The 19,452-nt window shown below is 64.8% G+C and carries 19 protein-coding genes; 12 read left to right on the top strand and 7 right to left on the bottom strand.

Translation table 11 applies throughout. The features are described from left to right. The 3 genes from WB785_RS04240 to WB785_RS04230 all read right to left on the bottom strand — a co-directional run. Window positions 1-860, bottom strand: an 860-nt coding sequence (locus tag WB785_RS04240) for a PPE family protein (RefSeq protein WP_424077436.1), incomplete at its 3' end; no start/stop codon positions are given. Window positions 861-1,517: 657 nt separating this feature from the next. Further along, window positions 1,518-2,027, bottom strand: a complete 510-nt coding sequence (locus WB785_RS04235; protein WP_424077440.1) for a hypothetical protein — start codon at window positions 2,025-2,027, stop codon at window positions 1,518-1,520. A gap of 163 nt (window positions 2,028-2,190) precedes the next feature. Then, on the bottom strand, window positions 2,191-2,850 hold the full coding sequence (locus tag WB785_RS04230; RefSeq protein WP_424077435.1) for an amino acid-binding protein: 660 nt from the start codon (window positions 2,848-2,850) through the stop codon (window positions 2,191-2,193). Between the two features lie 65 nt (window positions 2,851-2,915). On the opposite strand from WB785_RS04230, the gene gatC reads away from it, so the two are divergent. From gatC to gatB, 5 genes are all read left to right on the top strand, one after another. Next, a complete protein-coding gene (gatC, locus tag WB785_RS04225; RefSeq protein ID WP_424077434.1) occupies window positions 2,916-3,215 on the top strand; it encodes an Asp-tRNA(Asn)/Glu-tRNA(Gln) amidotransferase subunit GatC in 300 nt (99 codons plus the stop codon). Then, on the top strand, window positions 3,212-4,693 hold the full coding sequence (gene gatA / locus WB785_RS04220) for an Asp-tRNA(Asn)/Glu-tRNA(Gln) amidotransferase subunit GatA (RefSeq protein ID WP_424077433.1): 1,482 nt from the start codon (window positions 3,212-3,214) through the stop codon (window positions 4,691-4,693). The genes gatC and gatA overlap by 4 nt, the downstream gene beginning before the upstream one ends. A 45-nt stretch (window positions 4,694-4,738) precedes the next feature. Continuing rightward, window positions 4,739-5,770, top strand: a complete 1,032-nt coding sequence (locus WB785_RS04215; protein WP_424077432.1) for an ATP-dependent 6-phosphofructokinase — start codon at window positions 4,739-4,741, stop codon at window positions 5,768-5,770. A 355-nt stretch (window positions 5,771-6,125) separates the two neighbouring features. After that, window positions 6,126-7,055, top strand: coding sequence for a MinD/ParA family ATP-binding protein (locus WB785_RS04210; RefSeq protein ID WP_424077431.1), 930 nt, complete (start codon window positions 6,126-6,128; stop codon window positions 7,053-7,055). Between the two features lie 124 nt (window positions 7,056-7,179). Then, window positions 7,180-8,703, top strand: a complete 1,524-nt coding sequence (gene gatB / locus WB785_RS04205; protein ID WP_424077430.1) for an Asp-tRNA(Asn)/Glu-tRNA(Gln) amidotransferase subunit GatB — start codon at window positions 7,180-7,182, stop codon at window positions 8,701-8,703. A 9-nt stretch (window positions 8,704-8,712) separates the two neighbouring features. On the opposite strand, the gene WB785_RS04200 is transcribed toward gatB, so the two are convergent. Beyond that, window positions 8,713-9,900 (bottom strand): hypothetical protein, encoded by a 1,188-nt coding sequence (locus tag WB785_RS04200; RefSeq protein WP_424077429.1) that lies wholly within the window; start codon window positions 9,898-9,900, stop codon window positions 8,713-8,715. Between the two features lie 169 nt (window positions 9,901-10,069). Here WB785_RS04200 and WB785_RS04195 point away from each other — a divergent pair, with 169 nt between their 5' ends. Genes WB785_RS04195 through WB785_RS04185 form a run of 3 tightly spaced genes read left to right on the top strand, consistent with a single transcriptional unit; the run spans window position 10,070 to window position 12,410 of the window. Then, a complete protein-coding gene (locus WB785_RS04195; RefSeq protein ID WP_424077428.1) occupies window positions 10,070-11,005 on the top strand; it encodes a S1C family serine protease in 936 nt (311 codons plus the stop codon). 16 nt (window positions 11,006-11,021) lie between these two features. Continuing rightward, the gene (locus WB785_RS04190) at window positions 11,022-11,882 is read left to right on the top strand and encodes an alpha/beta fold hydrolase (protein ID WP_424077427.1); all 861 of its coding nucleotides are present in this window, start codon (window positions 11,022-11,024) and stop codon (window positions 11,880-11,882) included. 39 nt (window positions 11,883-11,921) lie between these two features. Continuing rightward, a complete protein-coding gene (locus tag WB785_RS04185) occupies window positions 11,922-12,410 on the top strand; it encodes a flavin reductase family protein (protein ID WP_424077426.1) in 489 nt (162 codons plus the stop codon). Window position 12,411: 1 nt separating this feature from the next. Here WB785_RS04185 and WB785_RS04180 read toward each other — a convergent pair whose 3' ends face one another. Further along, window positions 12,412-13,533 carry a PQQ-dependent sugar dehydrogenase gene (locus WB785_RS04180; protein ID WP_424077425.1) on the bottom strand — a complete coding sequence of 374 codons (1,122 nt, stop codon included), beginning with the start codon at window positions 13,531-13,533 and terminating at the stop codon, window positions 12,412-12,414. Window positions 13,534-13,700: 167 nt separating this feature from the next. Between WB785_RS04180 and WB785_RS04175 the strand changes: the two genes are divergently transcribed. Further along, the gene (locus tag WB785_RS04175) at window positions 13,701-14,555 is read left to right on the top strand and encodes a DoxX family protein (RefSeq protein ID WP_424077424.1); all 855 of its coding nucleotides are present in this window, start codon (window positions 13,701-13,703) and stop codon (window positions 14,553-14,555) included. A 3-nt stretch (window positions 14,556-14,558) separates the two neighbouring features. Here the strand turns inward: WB785_RS04175 and WB785_RS04170 are convergent, their stop codons facing one another. After that, window positions 14,559-14,918, bottom strand: coding sequence for a PH domain-containing protein (locus WB785_RS04170; protein WP_424077439.1), 360 nt, complete (start codon window positions 14,916-14,918; stop codon window positions 14,559-14,561). Window positions 14,919-15,261: 343 nt separating this feature from the next. Here WB785_RS04170 and WB785_RS04165 point away from each other — a divergent pair, with 343 nt between their 5' ends. From WB785_RS04165 to ilvC, 3 genes are all read left to right on the top strand, one after another. Further along, window positions 15,262-17,127 (top strand): acetolactate synthase large subunit, encoded by a 1,866-nt coding sequence (locus WB785_RS04165; protein WP_424077423.1) that lies wholly within the window; start codon window positions 15,262-15,264, stop codon window positions 17,125-17,127. Further along, window positions 17,127-17,645 carry an acetolactate synthase small subunit gene (gene ilvN, locus WB785_RS04160; RefSeq protein ID WP_424077422.1) on the top strand — a complete coding sequence of 173 codons (519 nt, stop codon included), beginning with the start codon at window positions 17,127-17,129 and terminating at the stop codon, window positions 17,643-17,645. Before WB785_RS04165 ends, ilvN begins: the two co-directional genes overlap by 1 nt. Before the next feature lie 63 nt (window positions 17,646-17,708). After that, complete coding sequence (gene ilvC / locus WB785_RS04155) at window positions 17,709-18,710, top strand: ketol-acid reductoisomerase (RefSeq protein ID WP_424077438.1); 1,002 nt, start codon at window positions 17,709-17,711, stop codon at window positions 18,708-18,710. A gap of 84 nt (window positions 18,711-18,794) precedes the next feature. Here the strand turns inward: ilvC and wrbA are convergent, their stop codons facing one another. Then, the gene (wrbA, locus tag WB785_RS04150) at window positions 18,795-19,394 is read right to left on the bottom strand and encodes an NAD(P)H:quinone oxidoreductase (protein ID WP_424077437.1); all 600 of its coding nucleotides are present in this window, start codon (window positions 19,392-19,394) and stop codon (window positions 18,795-18,797) included. Between the last annotated feature and the right edge of the window lie 58 nt (window positions 19,395-19,452).

The following is a 19,452-nucleotide window of genomic DNA, read 5'->3' as shown; positions in this document are numbered from 1 at the left end:
GTCGGGGCCAATCCTGGCGATGCAGCGGCCGCTGCCGGTGCGGCGGCGCCAACGGGCTTGGCAAGCGCGAGAGCGCCCATCAGCGCGCTCGTCGTGGATGCGCCTGTTCGTGTGTGTCCGCTGAGGGAATCGAGCGTCTCCCGCGCCGCCGATAGATCGGCTGAGGGCGATGCCAGCCGCTGCAGCGCGCGCACGATGGTTGACGTCACAGCCTCTCCGCGCGCGTTTGGAACACCCGTGTCGCTGGTAGTTGCCGGAGGCGGAAGGAAGGGAGTCACGTTGGACGCGCTCGCCGACATGTCCGCGTACATGTACATGGCGGTGCTGTCTTGGGCCCACATCGCGCTGTATTGGGCCTCGTTGGCGGCGATCGCGGGCGCGTTCAGCTCTAAAGCGTTGGTGGCGACGAGCGTCGCCAATTGTGCGCGATTGGCGGCGATTACCGGCGGGGGAATCGTCATGGCGCGCGCGGCTTCGTAGGCGGCGGCCGCGGCCTTCGCCTGTTGGGCCGTCCGCGCGGCCAGCGCAGCCGTTTCATGCAGCCACGCCACGTAGGGCGTGATTGCCGCCATCATCGCCGCCGAGGCTGGGCCCAGCCAGGATTCGGTGGTCAGCTCCCAGGCGACCGCGTGGTAAGACTCTGCGGTCTCGTATAGGTCTGCGGTCAGCCGCTCCCACGTCGCGGCGGCAGTCAGCAGCGAACCGGGGCCTGGGCCGGCGTACATTCGGCCGGAATTGACCTCCGGCGGTAGCGATCCGAAGTCCGCGACCAATACGCTTTCTGAGTAACTTTGGGCGTATTGAGTCGTGGCGGTGATCGCAACGGGTGTCGAGTGAGGCTGAATAGCTAACGAGGGCATGACGTCTCCCGGAAATGTCTGTAGAGAAAAGGATTTGGGGATAACCCCCCGGGGCGATGTCGCTCCTCGCGCAGTCTGGGCCGCGGGTGAGGTCATCCAGGAAGAGTGTGTGACGGCCGCGGCCTCAGTGCAGTTGCGCGCGGACTTAAGGTGGGGTGATCAGCGCAGCGAGATACAGAATTGCGTCAAAAGCTTTCGGCCCGTGGGGAACACGTCGATACCACTCGGGTCCCCGATATCCAGTTGGTGCCGGACGACAAGCCATGCGGGCGCAAGGCGCCACCACCGCCACGGCGTCAGTGAGCGCATTCGGTGCGGTAGCGTGCGATGATGCTGCGCAATGACGTCGAATGTCTTATGCGCACCTGGTGGTGAAGCCGTCTCGAGGTCGGTCCGTTCGGCGTCGTCGACACTCGTCGTCAGCAGTGCTGTAGCTGCGGCATCGGTTGCAGAAGAATCGAATCGTGCTACGCCACAGCCGATTACACTCAGCAGCAGGCAGATCGAGACCGCCAGGCAAGCCACGAAGCCCCTTTGGGTCGTTCTGGGCTTCTCGCTGAAAGTCACAGTGCCACAACTCTACCAACGGATGACGTCGAGGCATTGTCTTGCATATCAACCTCATACGATCCAGCGGCATCCGCGGGTGTCAAAGATTTACGGCAGCAGCGGCAGCCGCCACAGTGGGGTGTGCGGCTCTAGCAGCCACATCCGGATGGCGCTGAATTTGAACAGTCGCAGCGTGCCGGTGATAAGCACCGCGGCCAGCGGAAGATCGCCCACCGCCGCGGTAAGCCCCGACACCGGAAAGTCGCTGGGGCCAGCCGTCATCAAATCGAACCAGGCATCGCAGATCAGCAACATGCCGGTCGCGAACGCCGTCAGCAGCATCACCTGACGACGCAGCACGCCGAAGATGACGGTCGCCCCCATCAGAGCGAGCAACAGCAGGTCGAAGCCGACCCAAGTCGCCGTCCAATCGTGCACCAGGTAAACGTCGGGCAGCGCGAACGAGAGATAGACAATCCAGGGAATCAGCACGACCGTCCCCCCGATCATGATTCCCAGCCAGCCCCACCGGATCCGACGCGCTGTTTCTACCGGGAGCAGATCGGACAGCGGCCGCTCAAGTCGTCGTATCAGCTGACGCCGCTCGGCCGGGGACATTGAGGCGATCTGGGTATCGGATAACACGCTCACATCTGACCAATACCCCGTTTCGCGGCGCACTCCGTGCAGCAGCGGCGACCCGGTCGACAAACTCCGGGACGCGCTGGCCAACGCCGACGCCACCGGCGCAAGCCGCGAATAACAGCTGTTTTGCGAGCGGTCAGTGCAACAGGGTCGCGACGATCCCGGCCAGGTAGCCCAGCCTCGCCACCTCTGATGGCCGGAATGCCGGGCCGCCCGGCCGGCCCAGCATCACCGCGGTGTGGGGCGCTCCCAGCGGCGCGGCGACCAGCGTGGTGTCCAGCTCGCGCCACACTTGGGGCACCCATTCGTCGCCGGCATCCAGGGCGGTGGCTCGGTGGATAGGCATCCACGGGACGGCGTCCAGTCGGGTTTCGGGCGCGCCCGGGCTGCCCACCAGGCGCTCAATCCCGTCGTCGGAGCCGCGCAGCACTACACACCAGCTCACCCGCAGCACCTGCGGGGCCTGGCGGACCAGCACCTTCAACTTGGCCGTGGTGTCGCGTGCGGCGGCGACGTGGTCGATTAGTTCCAGTTCCCGGTGTGCTTCCAGCAGGCCGGTGTGCGGCCGCAGGCTGTCCACCCGCACCCCGTTGAGTGCTTCGGCTGCTGTGATCAAGGTGTCGGGCATGGCCCGCGGCGGCAACTCGACCACCAGATCGTCGATCGCGTAGCCGGACCCGCGTTCCACCACGTCCAGCGACAAGATGTCGGCCCCCACCGAGCCCAGGGCCACGGCCAGCGAGCCGAGGCTGCCCGGCCGGTCGGCAAGCTGAACGCGCAGCAGATAGGAAGGCACGCGCACACTGTCGCATAGCGACGCGCCCGCGGCATTTCGGCGACAGCCCGTTAGGCTTTTCGGTCGTGTCCCAGATCTCCCGCCACGAGGTGGCCCATCTGGCCCGGCTGGCCCGGCTGGCGTTGACCGATGCCGAGCTGGACAGCTACGCCAGCCAACTCGACGCCATCCTGACCCACGTCAGCCAGATCCAGGCCGTCGATGTCACCGGCGTCGAACCGACCGACAACCCGCTCAAGGACGTCAATGTCACTCGCCCGGACCTGACCGCACCGTGCCTGACTCAACAAGAAGCCCTGGCCGAGGCGCCTGAAGCCGTCGACGGGCGTTTCGCCGTTCCGCAGATCCTCGGGGAACCGCAGTGACCGACATCATCCGGCTGGACGCCGCGACGTTGGCCGACAAAATCGCCGCCAAGGAACTGTCGTCCACGGAGATCACCCAGGCGTTCCTGGACCAGATCGCGGCGACCGATGAGCGGTACGGCGCGTTTCTGCATGTGGCAGCTGATGCGGCGCTGTCGGCTGCGGCAGCGGTCGACAAGGCGCTGGCGGCCGGCGAGCCGCCGCTGTCGCCGCTGGCTGGGGTGCCGTTGGCCCTCAAAGACGTGTTCACCAGCCGCGACATGCCGACCACCTGCGGGTCGAAGATCCTCGAGGGATGGCGTTCGCCCTACGACGCCACGGTGACCGCGCGGCTGCGAGCGGCAGGTATCCCGATCCTCGGCAAGACCAACATGGACGAGTTCGCGATGGGCTCGTCGACGGAAAATTCCGCATACGGCCCGACCCGCAACCCGTGGGACACCGACCGGGTGCCAGGTGGCTCGGGCGGCGGCAGTGCTGCCGCGCTCGCCGCGTTCCAGGCGCCGCTGGCCATCGGGACCGACACCGGCGGCTCGATCCGGCAGCCAGCCGCGCTGACCGCGACGGTCGGAGCCAAACCCACCTACGGCACGGTGTCGCGTTACGGGCTGGTGGCCTGTGCGTCATCGCTGGATCAAGGCGGCCCGTGTGCACGCACCGTCCTCGACACCGCATTGCTGCATCAGGTGATCGCCGGACACGATCCTCAAGACTCGACCTCCGTCGACGCCGAAGTGCCCGACGTCGTCGGCGCCGCCAAGGCAGGAGCGGCAGGCGACCTGAGCGGCGTGCGCATCGGCGTGGTACGGCAATTGCGCGGCGAGGGATATCAGCCCGGCGTGCTGGCATCGTTCAGCAGTGCCGTCGAGCAGCTGACCGCAATCGGTGCCGATGTGTCCGAAGTCGACTGTCCCCATTTCGATCACGCGCTGGCCGCCTACTACCTGATTTTGCCGTCGGAGGTGTCGAGCAACCTGGCCCGCTTCGACGCGATGCGCTACGGGCTGCGGGTCGGCGACGACGGGACGCACAGCGCCGAGGAGGTCATGGCGCTGACCCGCGCAGCCGGGTTTGGGCCAGAGGTCAAGCGGCGCATCATGATTGGCACCTACGCGCTGTCGGCCGGCTACTACGACGCTTACTACAACCAGGCACAGAAAGTTCGTACACTGATCGCCCGCGATCTCGACACGGCCTATGAATCCGTAGACGTGCTGGTGTCGCCCACGACGCCGACCACCGCATTCCGGTTGGGGGAGAAGGTCGACGATCCGCTGGCGATGTATTTGTTCGACCTCTGCACGCTGCCGCTGAACCTGGCCGGGCACTGCGGCATGTCGGTGCCGTCGGGGTTGTCGCCGGACGACAACCTGCCGGTCGGGCTACAGATCATGGCGCCGGCCCTGGCCGACGACCGGATCTACCGGGTGGCGGCGGCCTACGAGGCCGCCCGCGGACCCCTGCCGTCAGCCATTTGAGTCGGCTCGCTGTGGCGATCGCCGTCACGCGGCAAGATGAAGGGCATGCGGATCGGAATTCTGACCGGAGGTGGGGACTGTCCCGGGCTCAACGCCGTCATCCGTGCGGTGGTGCGCACCTGCGACTCCCGATACGGGTCGTCGGTGGTCGGATTCCAGGACGGCTGGCGCGGGTTGCTCGAGAACCGGCGTGTGCAGCTGGCCAACGACGACCGCAACGACCGGCTGCTTGCCAAGGGCGGCACGATGCTGGGCACCGCCCGGGTGCACCCGGACAAACTGCGGGCCGGGCTAAGCCAGATCATGCAGACGTTAGACGACAACGGCATCGACGTGCTGATCCCGATCGGCGGCGAGGGCACGCTGACCGCAGCACACTGGCTCTCCGAAGAGAACGTCCCCGTTGTCGGCGTGCCGAAGACCATCGACAACGACATCGACTGCACCGACGTAACTTTCGGCCATGACACGGCGTTAACCGTGGCCACCGACGCCATCGACCGGTTGCACAGCACCGCCGAATCGCACCAACGAGTAATGCTGGTGGAGGTGATGGGCCGGCACGCCGGGTGGATCGCGCTCAATGCCGGGCTCGCATCCGGCGCGCACATGACGCTGATCCCCGAACAACCCTTCGACGTCGAAGAGGTGTGCCGATTGGTCAAGCGGCGTTTCCAGCGCGGCGACTCACATTTCATCTGCGTGGTTGCCGAGGGCGCCAAACCGGCCGAAGGTTCGATGAAGCTGGCCGAAGGCGGCCTCGACGAGTTCGGCCATGAGCGGTTCACCGGCGTGGCCGCGCAGTTGGCGGTCGAGGTGGAGAAGCGCATCAACAAGGACGTCCGGGTGACAGTGCTCGGCCATGTGCAGCGCGGCGGTACGCCGACTGCATACGACCGCGTGCTGGCCACCCGTTTCGGGGTCAACGCCGCAGACGCCGCGCACGCGGGTGAATACGGGCAGATGGTGTCTCTGCGGGGTCAGGACATCGGCCGGGTGCCGCTGGCCGAGGCGGTGCGTCAGCTCAAGCTGGTCCCGCAGAGTCGCTACGACGACGCTGCGGCCTTCTTCGGCTAACCCGATGAACGTCGCATCGCGGTTCAACTGAATGCTGATTGCTATTCACCAACGGTCTACTAACCATTTACAAGATTCCCTGCCTTCGCAGGGTTTTCGGCACCCTGGCGCGGGGTACCGTGGGAACATGAGTCCCCGCGGTTTTGGTCGCGGTGTAATTCAGGGATCACCGCCCAGGGCGGTGCGGCAAAGCCCCTCGCCGCATCACCGGCCTATGCCGGGCCAGCCGCCGCCGCCCGCGCGCCCCGATGGGCCGGGCTATCAGCAGCCACCATGGCCAGCTCAACCGCCGGTCGAACCAGCCACGGTTCCGTCAGTACAGGCCACAACGCCACCGGTTGCGTGGCAGCGCCCGGTGCGCAGAATCGCACTCGATAGCCTGGAAGTCCCTTCCGCCGAAGCGCCGGCCGAATTCAATTGGCGACGCTTGCTGACTCGACTGACCGGATTCCATCTAGGTCCGAGCAGAAGTGAGATCCACGAACTCGAGCTGCGAGATCGGGTCCGGGCGCCGTTAGGCAGCGCATTTCCCATCGCCGTCCTAAGCCTCAAGGATGGTGTCGGCAAGACATCCGTTGTCGAGGCGCTTGGCTCGACATTCGCCGATGCTCGCACCGACCGGGTGATCGCCATGGACGTCGACGCCGGAGACCTCGCCGACCGCCACGGTTACCAAAATCAGCTGAGCCTGGTCGATCTGCTCGCCAATCGGTCGGTGACGAGGTATGCGGACGTGCGGGCGTATACCCGACGCAACCGTGCCGGCCTGGAGTTGCTGGCGCTACCGAGCTACTCAGACACGGACTGGCTAATCGAGCGTGACGATGTCCTCAGAGCGTTTTCGATACTGCGGAATCACTACTCGGTGATGCTGATGGACTGCGGCAAATCGCTCAAATCCGCTGTGACGGAAGCGGTTTTGTCGGAGTCACGAGCTCTTGTGGTGGTCACCAATGCCTGCGCCGACGCAATCGATAAGGCCCGGACCACAATTGAGTGGTTGTCCAGAAACGGGTATCAGCGACAGATCAAGTCCGCTGTGCTGGTGGTCAATCACACCGAACGCGGAAAGCCGTGCGGCCCGGCGAACAGCCGGCTTCAGCAGCTCTCGGACCTGTTCGCTCCCAAGCGAGTGGTGAATCTCCCGTTCGATCAGCATGTGCACGAGGGTCAAGAAATTGATCTGGACCGGCTGGGCAAGCGGAGCAGGCGTGGCTACCTGGAGATCGCCGCCGCGTTGGCCGACATGTTCCCCCGGCGCAATAGCGGAACGCCGGCGCAATAGCTGCACCAAGTATCCGCCACAATCGCCGAGTCGGCCTTCGACCATATGCTTCTGACGGCTGATGTGCGGGCAGGGAGCGACGGCGGCGATGCGACAGCTCCGCCAGCCAATTAGGATCGAGCGCATGACTTCTGCCACGAGCGCTGCCAAGGCGCCCAGTGCGGAACTGCTCGACTATGACGATGTCCTCGCGCGCTACGAGCCGGTGCTCGGCTTGGAGGTCCATGTCGAGCTGTCCACCGCCACCAAGATGTTCTGCGGCTGCGCCACCGCGTTCGGTGCCGAGCCCAACACCCAGGTATGTCCGGTGTGCCTGGGCCTGCCGGGTTCGCTGCCGGTGCTCAACGAGGCCGCGGTGGAATCGGCGATCCGGATCGGGTTGGCGTTGAACTGCGAGATCGTGCCGTGGTGCCGCTTCGCCCGGAAAAACTACTTCTATCCGGACATGCCGAAGAACTACCAGATCTCGCAGTACGACGAGCCGATCGCCATCAACGGCTATCTGGATGTGCCGCTGGAAGACGGCACCAACTGGCGAGTCGAGATTGAACGCGCGCACATGGAGGAAGACACCGGAAAGTTGACCCACCTGGGCAGCGAAACCGGCCGCATCCACGGTGCCACCACCTCGCTGATCGACTACAACCGCGCGGGTGTTCCGCTGATCGAGATTGTCACCAAGCCGATTGTCGATACCGGTGAACGGGCCCCACAAATCGCACGGGCCTACGTTACGGCGCTGCGGGATTTGTTGCGCGCCTTGGGTGTTTCCGATGTCCGGATGGACCAGGGCTCAATGCGTTGTGACTCGAACGTATCGCTGATGCCGATCGGGGCCGCGCAGTTCGGCACCCGCACCGAGACCAAGAACGTCAACTCGCTCAAGAGCGTCGAGGTCGCCGTCCGCTACGAGATGCAGCGGCAGGGCGCCGTTTTGACATCCGGAGGACAGATCACCCAAGAAACGCGTCACTTCCACGAGGCCGGGTACACCAGCCCGGGGCGCACCAAGGAAACCGCAGAGGACTACCGCTATTTTCCTGAGCCCGACCTGGAACCGGTGGCGCCCAGCCGCGAGCTCGTTGAGCGGTTGGGTCAGACCATTCCGGAACTACCGTGGTTGCGCCGCAAGCAGATCCAGCAGGAGTGGGGTGTTTCGGACGAGGTGATGCGCGATCTCGTCAACGCCGGCGCCGTCGAACTGGTGACCGCGACCGTCGAGCACGGCGCTTCAAGCGAGAAGGCCCGGGCCTGGTGGGGGAATTTCCTTGTGCAGAAGGCCAACGAGGCCGGCGTGGAACTCGACGAGCTGCCAATCACACCGGCCCAAGTCGCGGCGGTCGTCGCGCTCGTCGATGAGGGCAAGCTGTCCAACAAGCTGGCCCGCCAAGTCGTCGAGGGTGTGCTGGCCGGCGAGGGCGAGCCCGACGCGGTGATGACCGCGCGCGGATTGGCGGTGGTGCGCGACGACTCGTTGATCCAGGCCGCGGTCGACGAGGCGTTGGCGGCCAATCCCGATGTCGCCGAGAAGATTCGGGGCGGCAAAGTTCAGGCGGCCGGCGCGATCGTCGGCGCAGTCATGAAGGCCACCAAGGGCCAGGCCGACGCCGCGCGGGTGCGCGAGCTGGTGCTCCAAGCCTGCAGCTAGCAGTTGGGTTCAGAACGCGCTCGCCAGGTTGAAGAGCTGGTTACCGACATCGTCCCAGCCAATTGCCTGTGCGATAGCCTGTCCCGTCTCGAGCATGGAGGCGATCGGGCCGACCATGGTGGCCGGATCCCTCAAGAACGCGCTAGCAGTCAAGCTGATGTCGCCGAGTATTCCGAGGTCGTAGGTAGAGGTGCCACCAACCTCGAAGTCGAAGCCGAGGGCGTTGAAGAACGAGCCGGCCGGGCTGAACAACCCGCCCAGGTCGAGCTGGGGCGTCGTGCCGAGGATGGGGCCGATCCCGAATTCCTCCAGCAAGTTGTAGGCATTGCCGTATCCCTCGAAGAACGCGTTGGTGGAATTGATCGGCATATCCAGCAGGTCGTTGAATGCCGTCGTGACGTCGCCGCCCTGGAGCGCATTGAAGATGTGGACGGTGTCATCCAAGGTCTGCGCTATCGGGCTGAAGATGGTGCCGAAAGTCCCCCACGCGACGCCGCTCGCCGGTGACCCCATGAGTTCGAGTAACGGCCGAATTTGGTTTTCCAGGTCGCTGTTGCCGAGAACAAGCAGATTTAGGAGGTCAAGGGTACCGAAGTTGATTGAGCCGAGGTCGATTGAGCCGAGGAACCCGAGGTCGATTGACCCGAGGTTCAGCACCAGCGGGAAGCCGTTTATCAGCCAGTTGAGCATGTCGGAATGGCCGCCCAACGTAAAGGTCGGGTCTATGTCGATGCAGCCGATAGGGCTATAGCAAGCTCCAACGTCGAAGCCCGTGGTGATGGGTGTGTTGCTGAGCGAAGGAAGAAGGTACGGTGCCGAGCCGAAGGGATGGAACGGCTCGAATGGCGCTTTGAGCGCGTTGGTCAGGTTGGTCTGGATTTCGTTCGGAATGTCGCCGATTTGCGAGGGGTCGGTGAAGACGGTGCCGAGGTATCCGAGGAAGTTTTCGCCCGCCTGCTGGGGCGCGGGAAACGGTGCACCGAGGAATGGATTCAGAATGTTGTTGGTGAAACTCGTCGACGCGTTGGTGAAGAGCTGCGCCAACGAGACGTCATCGAAGCCGCCCGCGGTCAGCTGCACCGCTGCGGTCTCGGTCTGGATGTCGGGCACGGCTCTGACCACCGGTGTGGCGGTGATGAGGCTGGCGCCTACGAAGGCGACCCCTGCGGTGATCCAAGGGCGAGTAGTGAGTCGCACGGCCGTCTCCTCAACATGTGTCTAATTAGGAGGTAGACATTACCTGAGGAAAGACTGAGAACCTATTAGTTTCGTGCGAGAAACTTGCGGGAACAATCAGCGGTCGGCGCGGGCCTAAGCCGACGGCGAACGGCGGCATAACGCAACCGGTGACGACGCTGAGGCGGTTATGCCCGATCATCGACCGGACGCAGACGCGTTGGATGCCTACTCGGCCGTGGTCACGGCGGTCGCACAAACGGTGCTTCCCAGCGTGGCCAGCATCTCGGCGCGCAGCCGACGAGGCAATGGCAGCGGCAGCGCGAGCGTGATCACGCCCGACGGCTACTTGTTGACCAGCGCTCACGTCGTCGCCGGAACTCGATCTGCCGAAGCGGCGTTCGGCGACGGCACCACGGTGGCTGTGGATATCGCCGGTCGCGACGAGCTTTCCGACCTGGCGGTGCTGAAGGCCCGCGGTGCTCTTCCCGCCCCGGTGACCATGGGCCGCGCCGAGGAGCTGCAAGTCGGTCAACTCGTCGTCGCGATCGGCAATCCGCTCGGCCTGGCCGGAAGCGTCACGGCCGGCATCGTCTCCGGGCTTGGACGCTCGCTACCTACCAAAGCGGGCCGCGTTGTCGACGAAGTGATTCAAACCGATGCCGCGCTCAATCCGGGAAATAGCGGCGGCGTGCTGGCCGACGGGCGCGGCCGCATGGTTGGGGTCAACACCGCGGTCGCGGGCATCGGTCTCGGGTTGGCGGTGCCCATCAATGCGTCTACCCACCGGATCATCGCGGCGTTGATGCATAACGGCCGGGTGCGTCGCGCGTGGCTGGGCATCGCCGGTGCGCATATTCCGGTACCACCGGCTGCTGCCGCGAAACTCGCCACCACGCACGGCCTGCAGATCGCCAGCGTGGTCGCCGGCAGCCCGGCAGCTGAAGCGGGCCTGCGACGCGGCGACGTCGTGGTCAGCGTCGACGGCCGGAATGTGGTCACTGCCACCGCGATTCAGCAGTTGATGGTCGAGGACGCCATTGCGCGCCGGATCGAGATGACGGTGTGGCGCAACGGCGCGCTTGTCGACGTGTTCGTGACGCCCCGCGAACTCGCCGACCGCTGACCGTATCGTTTTTGCGATGACCGGTATCGGCGATCAACTTCGGACTCAGACGGTGGATACCGTGCTGGGAACAGTACGGGTTCAAGTCGCGGGAACGGGCACGCCGATCATGTTCTGGCCCAGCTTGTTGATGACCGGTGACATGTGGCGCGGGGTGGCCGATCGTCTCGTCACGCGCTCGCAGGTGGTCCTGGTCGACCCGCCGGGTCACGGTGGCAGTCAGCCCTTGACCGAGATGTTCACCTTCGGTGACTGCGCGCGCTGTGTTGCCGACATCCTCGACGGGCTCGGGCTCGACCAAGCGCACTTCGTCGGCAATTCGTGGGGCGGCATGATCGGCGCGACGTTCGCCGCGACTCATCCCGAACGGATCGGCCGAGCGGTACTGATGAACTGCACCGCCGGCCGCGCCGGCATTAGTCAAAAAGCTCGATACGCGATGCTGCTGCGAATAGCGCAATGGCAGGGTGAGATTGGACCGGCGCTCATCGGCTCGGTGCTTAAGGCATTCCTCGGGCCGACGACCTTGCGGGAGCGTCCCGACGTTGTGGCACAAGTTCGTTCAGCGGTGAAGTCGGTCGATGTGCCTTCGGTGTCCTGGGCAGTCAAGAGCGTTGTTCCGGCCCGACCCGACCAACGGCCGTTGTGCGCTGGCATAACGACGCCCGTGCTCGTCGTCGCCGGCACTGAAGACGCCACGTTCCCACCGCGAGAGGCGATCGCGATGGCCGACATCATCCCCAACTCGTCGATCCGGGTGCTCGACGGGGTTGCGCACCTTGCCGGTCTGGAAAACCCCGCTCTGGTCAGCAATCTCGTGGGTGAATTCCTGTTCGGCGACACCGCGACCGGTGAAAGCAACTCAGACGCACGGTAATCGCGCTTGCGCGCCACCACGTTGCGCCATGATGGCGATGTGGGCGACGACTCTTTCGACCGTCTGGTCGGGACGCTGGACTACACGATGTTCGTGGTGACGACCCAAGCCGACGGTCATCCGTCGGGTTGCCTCGTCGGCTTTGCCACCCAAACCAGCATGCAGCCCCCGCGCTTTCTGGTGGGGCTGTCCAAAAAGAACCACACCACCCGGGTGGCGGCGCAATCCGAATACCTGGCCGTGCATGTGTTGTCGCGCCGCCATATCGGGTTGGCGCATTTGTTCGGCGGCCAAACCGGCGACCAGGTCAACAAGTTCGAGCAATGCTCGTGGCGCACCGGCCCGCATGAGATGCCGATTCTCGACGACGCGGCGGCATGGTTCGTCGGCAAGACGCTCAACCGGTTTGACCTCGGCGACCACCTGGGTTACCTGCTGGACCCCGTCACCGGAGATGCCGGTGACAGCGCCGACGATCTGATCAGCTTCCGCGACGTCGCCGACATGGAGCCCGGTCACGAGGCGTGAGTTAGGTCTTGTCCTCGTTGGCCCGCGGGAACCCGCCGCCCTGCGGGAACAGCGGGAACACCACGTCGTCGTTCTTCGCGGCGTCCCCGGCGGTCTTGTTGACCGTCGCGCCCCACACGTTCCCGTCCGGCGACATCCGCAGTGCCCATGCGTGCCCATGCGTGTCTTTGCGGACGACGTCAGGCGGGCCGGTGACCGCGCCGGTTCCCTGAGCCAGGTGCACCGCCACCGTCTCCTTGGTGTTGATCAAGTTGACCAGCACAGTTCCGTCCAACGCCGCGCAACCGGCCACACCCGGTCGGTCCGGCCACGTCCACACCGTGGACACCTTCGAGTCCTTGGTAATGCGCTGCAACCGGTCGGCGGTGGGAGCGCGGTCGAGGACGTAGAGCGAGCCGTCGACGGGGTCGGTGCACAACCCGCCCCCGGCGCCAAGGCCGCTGAGCGCTGTGGTGGGCGGCGCCTGGTTGAGCGTCGTCGGCTGCTCGATACGGATGACTTTCCCCGCCAACGATGCGGGATCGGCGGCCATCGCAGGGTTGCCCGCATCGCCGGTGAGCACGACCAGAGTGGTGGGGCTGGTGAAGTGCAGCGCGCCGGTGTTGCCGGTCGCGCCTTTCGGGATCCCGGTCAAGATGTCCTTCGGGACATCGCCGTCGGCGACGCGGATAACCCGATTGTCGGTGGGCGTGCTGATGTAGGCGTACATCAGCCGGTCTTGTGAGTAGGTCGGTGAGAGCACGATGTCCATCAGCCCGCCGTCACCGGCCGGGTCCACCGGGATGACGGTCTTCACCTTCGGCTCAGCGCTGACCGACACCTCTTTGACCGCGCCGGTGGTCCGCTCGGCCACCAGCGCTGACTTGCTGTCGGGCTGCATGAGCAGGCCGCTAGTGCTCTCCAGGCAGCCCTGCATCGTCCCTGGCGCAGGGCACTTTTTGGGAAATGGCTTGTCGGGCAGCGGGGGCGGCGGGGGAGGCGTCGAACTCGGCGGCGGATGACGTTCGGGCTCGGTGGTGAACGGCTGCGACTGGGCATCGTTGAACTGGGCGCATCCGGACAACACCAGCAGCGCTGAGCAGAGCACGACCGCTCCGCGCCGCCCCGACCACCACGACTGCATAGCAGCCAGATTACGGATATCTCGGGTTGGCTGCCCGCGACGGGGTAGCGCGCGTCTTTGGTATTTGCTCGCAAACAAGGAGCCGGGTTGGCCGACGCGCCAATCGGAACCGCGAAAGCCCCGCTCAAATCCCCGATTCGGGCCGGATTGCCCTTACCCTGACACGAGTGACCAGTCAATCGAATGACACACGTTGGCAGCGGCCGGAGGAATCCGCGACGCCAACTCCGGTGCGGCCAAGCTCAGCAAGTTTGGTCGACCCCGAGGACGACCTGCCATCAGCCACTTATGCAGGCGATTTCGAGACGACCACGATCCCGCACTATGACTCCGATGCCTCCAGCGATGCGCGCCCGGCCAGCACGGGGTACGGGCTGATCGGCGGGCAGGAGCCGTTGCCCTATCAGCCGCAATCCACCGGCCGGCACTCGGCGTTCGGCGCGGAGGACATCGACGAGCACGACGGGCACGACGACGAGCGGGTGCGCGCCGCCGGCCGTCGCGGCACGCAACATTTCGGTCTGCTGATCCTGCGGGTCGGGCTGGGCGCGATCTTCGCCGCGCATGGGCTACAGAAGTTGTTCGGCTGGTGGGGCGGGCAGGGCCTGAATGGGTTCAAGAACTCGCTGTCCGATATCGGCTACCAGCACGCCGACATCCTCACCTACTGCGCCGCCGGCGGCGAGATTGCCGCCGGGGTGCTGCTGATGTTGGGGCTATTTACCCCGCTGGCCGCCGCGGGCGTGCTGGCCTACCTGGTCAATAGTGTCCTGGCGGGGATGTCGGCCCAGCACCATGGCAAGTCATTCCCGTTCTTCCTGCCCAACGGACACGAATATGAGCTCACCCTGATCGTGATGGCCGCCGCGGTGATCCTCGTCGGGCCCGGGCGCTACGGCTTCGATGCCGGTCGCGGGTGGGCCCGACGGCCGTTTATCGGGTCTTTTGCCGCGCTGATACTCGGTATCGGTGCTGGTATCGGCCTGTGGGTGCTGCTCAACGGCGCCAACCCGGTGACCTGAGAATCAGCCGTATGGGTTAGGCACGCGGCCGCCGCTGGCCTCGGTCAGTAGCGGCAGGGTTGCGAAGGTCACCGCAGGCAACCGCAACTGGCTGCCGCTTTTGAGCTGGGCGCGCGCCCAGGAGCCTTTGTTGAACCGCAGTCCGTCGATGTCTTCCCAGCGCACCGTGCGGCTGCCGAGCAGCGTGCGCACCGTCACGCCGTCTTGGTCCGCTTGCGTGCGAAGCCGAAAGATCAACGCCGACAAGACCACCGGAATGATCAGCAGTGGTGCAGTCTTCGGCCACGTCAAGACCGGCACTAGCAGCCCGAGAGCAAAAAAACCCACCGCGAAATGGGCCATCGGCGAAATGTTGATCACCATCGCAGGTGTTTCGGTCGAATCTTTCGCCACACTGGCATCATGTCATCCCCCGAGATTGCACCTCAGCGCTGCGGGTCAAGCGGAAATCACGACCATGGGTGCAATCTCAACCAATCGGAGCCCTGCGAACCCAAATTTGACTGCTGACCTGTGCGGAGGCTACCGTCGACCGTTATGCACAGCCGTGAAATGCTCGTAGTACTTGGTCGGCGCGTTGGTGGCTGACTAGCCCACGCCGGGATTTCCGAGCACCAACGCGCAACCCTCGTGCAGCCACTGAGCTGGCGGGGGTTTTTTGTTGCCAATGTTCTGACACCAACTATGAGGACCTAAAGAGGAACCAGTGAGCGCTCCCACTACGCGACAGCCGCAGCCGTCGCAGCCCCTCAACGGCACGCGGGCCAAGCCGAAGACGCCCGCAAAGCAACCTAAACACGTTGCGCCACAACAACTCACCGGTGCACAGTCGGTGATCAGGTCGTTGGAAGAGCTTGACGTCGATACCATCTTCGGAATCCCTGGCGGCGCCGTATTACCGGTCTACGATCCGCTGTTCGACTCGCAGAAGCTGCGCCATGTGTTGGTTCGCCACGAGCAGGGCGCGGGCCACGCTGCCAGCGGCTACGCACACGCCACCGGCAAAGTCGGCGTCTGCATGGCCACCTCGGGCCCCGGCGCCACAAACCTGGTGACTCCGCTGGCCGACGCGCAGATGGACTCCATCCCGGTGGTCGCCATCACCGGGCAGGTCGGCCGCGCGCTGATCGGCACAGATGCCTTCCAGGAGGCCGACATCTCCGGCATCACCATGCCGATCACCAAACACAACTTCCTGGTCCGCAGCGGCGACGACATTCCCCGGGTGCTGGCCGAGGCCTTCCACATTGCGGCCACCGGCCGCCCCGGAGCGGTGCTCGTCGACATCCCCAAAGACGTGCTGCAGGGCCAGTGCACGTTCAGCTGGCCGCCGCACATGGACCTGCCTGGCTACAAGCCGAACACCAAGCCGCACAACCGGCAGATCCACGAAGCCGCCAAGCTGATCGCTGCCGCGCGCAAACCCGTGCTCTATGTCGGTGGCGGCGTCATCCGCGGCGAGGCCACCGAGCAGCTGCGTGAATTGGCCGAGCTGACCGGCATCCCGGTGGTGACCACGCTGATGGCGCGGGGCGCGTTCCCGGACAGCCACTCCCAGCACCTGGGCATGCCCGGCATGCACGGCACGGTGGCCGCGGTGGCGGGGCTGCAGCGCAGCGACCTGTTGATCGCGCTGGGCACCCGTTTCGACGACCGGGTGACCGGCAAACTCGACTCGTTCGCCCCCGAGGCCAAGGTCATCCACGCCGACATCGACCCCGCCGAGATCGGCAAGAACCGAAACGCCGACGTGCCGATCGTCGGTGACGTCAAAGCCGTCATCACCGATCTGATCGAGGCGCTGCGCGACGACAGGGGTGCGGGCACCGCCGGAATCTCAGACATCGCCGCCTGGTGGGAGTACCTCGACGGGGTGCGGGCCACTTACCCGCTGAGCTACGGGCCGCAAAGCGACGGCAGCCTGAGCCCCGAATATGTGATCGAGAAGCTGGGTGAGATCGCAGGCCCGGACGCCGTCTACGTCGCCGGCGTCGGCCAGCACCAGATGTGGGCCGCACAGTTCATCAAATATGAAAACCCGCGCACCTGGTTGAATTCCGGCGGGCTGGGCACCATGGGCTTCGCTATCCCGGCGGCCATGGGCGCCAAGATCGCTCGCCCCGATGCGGAAGTGTGGGCAATCGACGGCGATGGCTGCTTTCAGATGACCAACCAGGAATTGGCCACCTGCGCGATCGAGGGCGCGCCGATCAAGGTGGCGCTGATCAACAACGGCAACCTGGGCATGGTGCGGCAATGGCAATCGCTGTTTTACCAAGAGCGCTACTCGCAGACCGACCTGGCCACCCACTCGCACCGCATCCCGGACTTCGTCAAGTTGGCCGAAGCTATGGGCTGCGTCGGATTGCGGTGCGAACGTGCAGAAGACGTCGTCGACGTCATCAACCAAGCACGCGCGATCAATGACCGGCCGGTGGTGATCGACTTCATCGTCGGAGCCGACGCGCAGGTGTGGCCGATGGTGGCCGCCGGAACCAGCAACGACGAAATCCAGGCCGCCCACGGCATTCGCCCGCTCTTCGATGACGAAGGCAACGAGGGGCACGCTTGATGAGCGCGATCGGAGCGACGAAGACACACACGTTGTCGGTGTTGGTCGAAGACAAACCCGGTGTGCTCGCCCGCGTGGCTGCGCTGTTCTCCCGCCGTGGCTTCAACATCGAATCGCTTGCAGTGGGGGCCACCGAGCAGAAAGACATGTCCCGGATGACGATCGTCGTCTCGGCCGAAGAGACACCGCTCGAGCAGATCACCAAGCAGCTCAACAAACTCGTCAACGTCATCAAGATCGTGGAGCAGGATGACCACAATTCGGTAGCCCGGGAATTGGCGCTGATCAAGGTGCGCGCCGACGCCGGCACCCGCAGCCAAGTTATCGAGGCGGTTAACTTGTTTCGCGCCAAGGTGATTGACGTGTCGCCGGAGTCGTTGACCATCGAAGCCACCGGTGACCACGGCAAGTTGGAGGCGCTGCTGCGAGTGCTGGAGCCCTTCGGCGTGCGCGAGATCGTCCAGTCCGGCCTGGTATCGCTGTCCCGCGGGCCACGCGGCATCGGCACGGCCAAATAACCATTCGAATCCGAAAAGCCTAGGAATAAAGGAGATAATCACGTGGCAGCACAGGCGTTGCAGATGTTCTACGACGACGACGCGGACTTGTCGATCATCCAGGGCCGCAAGGTTGGCGTCATTGGGTACGGCAGCCAGGGGCACGCGCACTCGCTGAGCCTGCGCGATTCCGGGGTCCAGGTCCGCGTCGGGCTCAAGGAAGGCTCGAAGTCTCGCGCCAAGGTGGAGGAGCAGGGTCTCGACGTCGGCACACCCGCCGAGGTGGCCAAGTGGGCCGACGTCATCATGCTGCTGGCTCCCGACACCGCTCAGGCGGACATCTTCAAAAACGACATCGAGCCCAACCTGAAGCCCGGCGACGCACTGTTCTTCGGCCACGGCCTCAACATCCACTTCGACTTGATCAAGCCGCCCGCCGAGGTGACCGTGGCGATGGTCGCCCCGAAAGGACCGGGGCACTTGGTTCGTCGCCAGTTTGTCGACGGCAAAGGCGTGCCGTGTCTGATCGCCGTCGACCAAGACCCGGATGGTAAGGGCGAGGCGCTGGCGCTGTCCTACGCCAAAGGCATCGGCGGCACCCGCGCCGGCGTGATCAAAACCACCTTCAAAGACGAGACCGAAACAGACCTATTCGGCGAACAGGCCGTACTGTGCGGCGGCACTGAGGAATTGGTGAAAACCGGCTTCGACGTCATGGTCGAAGCGGGTTATCCGCCGGAGATGGCGTACTTCGAGGTGCTGCACGAGCTCAAGCTCATCGTTGACCTGATGTACGAGGGCGGCATCGCCCGGATGAACTACTCGGTGTCCGACACGGCTGAGTTCGGCGGATACTTGTCGGGCCCGCGCGTCATCGACGCCGACACCAAGGAGCGGATGCGCAGCATCCTTCGCGACATTCAGGACGGCAGCTTCGTCAAGAAGCTGGTCGCCAACGTCGAAGGCGGGAACAAGCAGCTCGAGCAGTTGCGCAAAGAAAACGCCGAGCATCCCATCGAGGTCGTCGGCAAGAAGCTGCGCGATCTGATGAGCTGGGTTGACCGCCCGATCACCGAAACGGCCTAGCTCGGTTTCTTGCCCGGCAGCGCCGAGACTTAAACCGTTGCGCCCGTTCTCGGCGTGTCGTGTACGTAGGTTGTGTGTCGCTGGTCAGGACGTGAGTCTGTCGGCGAACAACACCACCCGGCGGGCCAAGTGGTCAAGGGCGTTGCCGGTGGTGTCGTCCAACTCGTGGATGTTGTCGTGGGTGGTGACCTGGCTGACCCCGTAGGGATTGCCGTCGACGAACTTGGACGGATCGGTGTATCCCGGTGGCACGATGATGCCGCCGAAGTGCATCAGCGTGAGGTAAAGCGCGACCAGGGTGGTTTCCTGACCGCCGTGCACGGTGTTGGAGGACGTGAAGCCGGCGTACACCTTGTCGGCCAGCTTGCCTTCGGCCCACAGCCCGCCCAGCGAGTCGAGGAAAGTACGCAGCTGCGCCGCCGGTGAACCGAATCGAGTCGGTGAGCCGAATATCACCGCGTCGGCCCACACGATGTCGTCGCTGCTGGCTACCGGCAAGTCTTTGGTGGCTTGGTAGTTCGCCGTCCAGGCCGGGTTGTGCGCAAAAGATTGGGGGTCGTGGGTTTCGGCAACATGTCTTAGCCGGACTTCGGCGCCGGCCGACTCCGCCACCGCGGCGACGCGTTTGGCCATCGTCGTTCCATGACCGGTGGCCGAGTAGTAGATGATCGCCAGCTTCGTCATGAGGTGATCGTAGGCATCGCTGCGCCCGGCTCCGCCGCGCTGGCGATCACCGCTTAGG

The sequence above is a fragment of the Mycobacterium sp. genome (assembly GCF_049585075.1).
Classification (GTDB): domain Bacteria; phylum Actinomycetota; class Actinomycetes; order Mycobacteriales; family Mycobacteriaceae; genus Mycobacterium.
The sequence above is the reverse complement of the archived record's forward strand: the minus strand, read 5'-3'. Positions and strand labels throughout refer to the sequence as shown.

Bases quoted from the DNA above. Each gene is read 5' to 3' on its own strand.
- WB785_RS04180 (WP_424077425.1), bottom strand. From the start codon at position 13,533: ATGCAGTCGTGGTGGTCGGGGCGGCGCGGAGCGGTCGTGCTCTGCTCA.
- ilvN (WP_424077422.1), top strand. From the start codon at position 17,127: ATGAGCGCGATCGGAGCGACGAAGACACACACGTTGTCGGTGTTGGTC.
- gatB (WP_424077430.1), top strand. From the start codon at position 7,180: ATGACTTCTGCCACGAGCGCTGCCAAGGCGCCCAGTGCGGAACTGCTC.
- WB785_RS04170 (WP_424077439.1), bottom strand. From the start codon at position 14,918: ATGGTGATCAACATTTCGCCGATGGCCCATTTCGCGGTGGGTTTTTTT.
- WB785_RS04215 (WP_424077432.1), top strand. From the start codon at position 4,739: ATGCGGATCGGAATTCTGACCGGAGGTGGGGACTGTCCCGGGCTCAAC.
- ilvC (WP_424077438.1), top strand. From the start codon at position 17,709: ATGTTCTACGACGACGACGCGGACTTGTCGATCATCCAGGGCCGCAAG.
- WB785_RS04190 (WP_424077427.1), top strand. From the start codon at position 11,022: ATGACCGGTATCGGCGATCAACTTCGGACTCAGACGGTGGATACCGTG.
- wrbA (WP_424077437.1), bottom strand. From the start codon at position 19,394: ATGACGAAGCTGGCGATCATCTACTACTCGGCCACCGGTCATGGAACG.
- WB785_RS04235 (WP_424077440.1), bottom strand. From the start codon at position 2,027: ATGTCCCCGGCCGAGCGGCGTCAGCTGATACGACGACTTGAGCGGCCG.
- WB785_RS04195 (WP_424077428.1), top strand. From the start codon at position 10,070: ATGCCCGATCATCGACCGGACGCAGACGCGTTGGATGCCTACTCGGCC.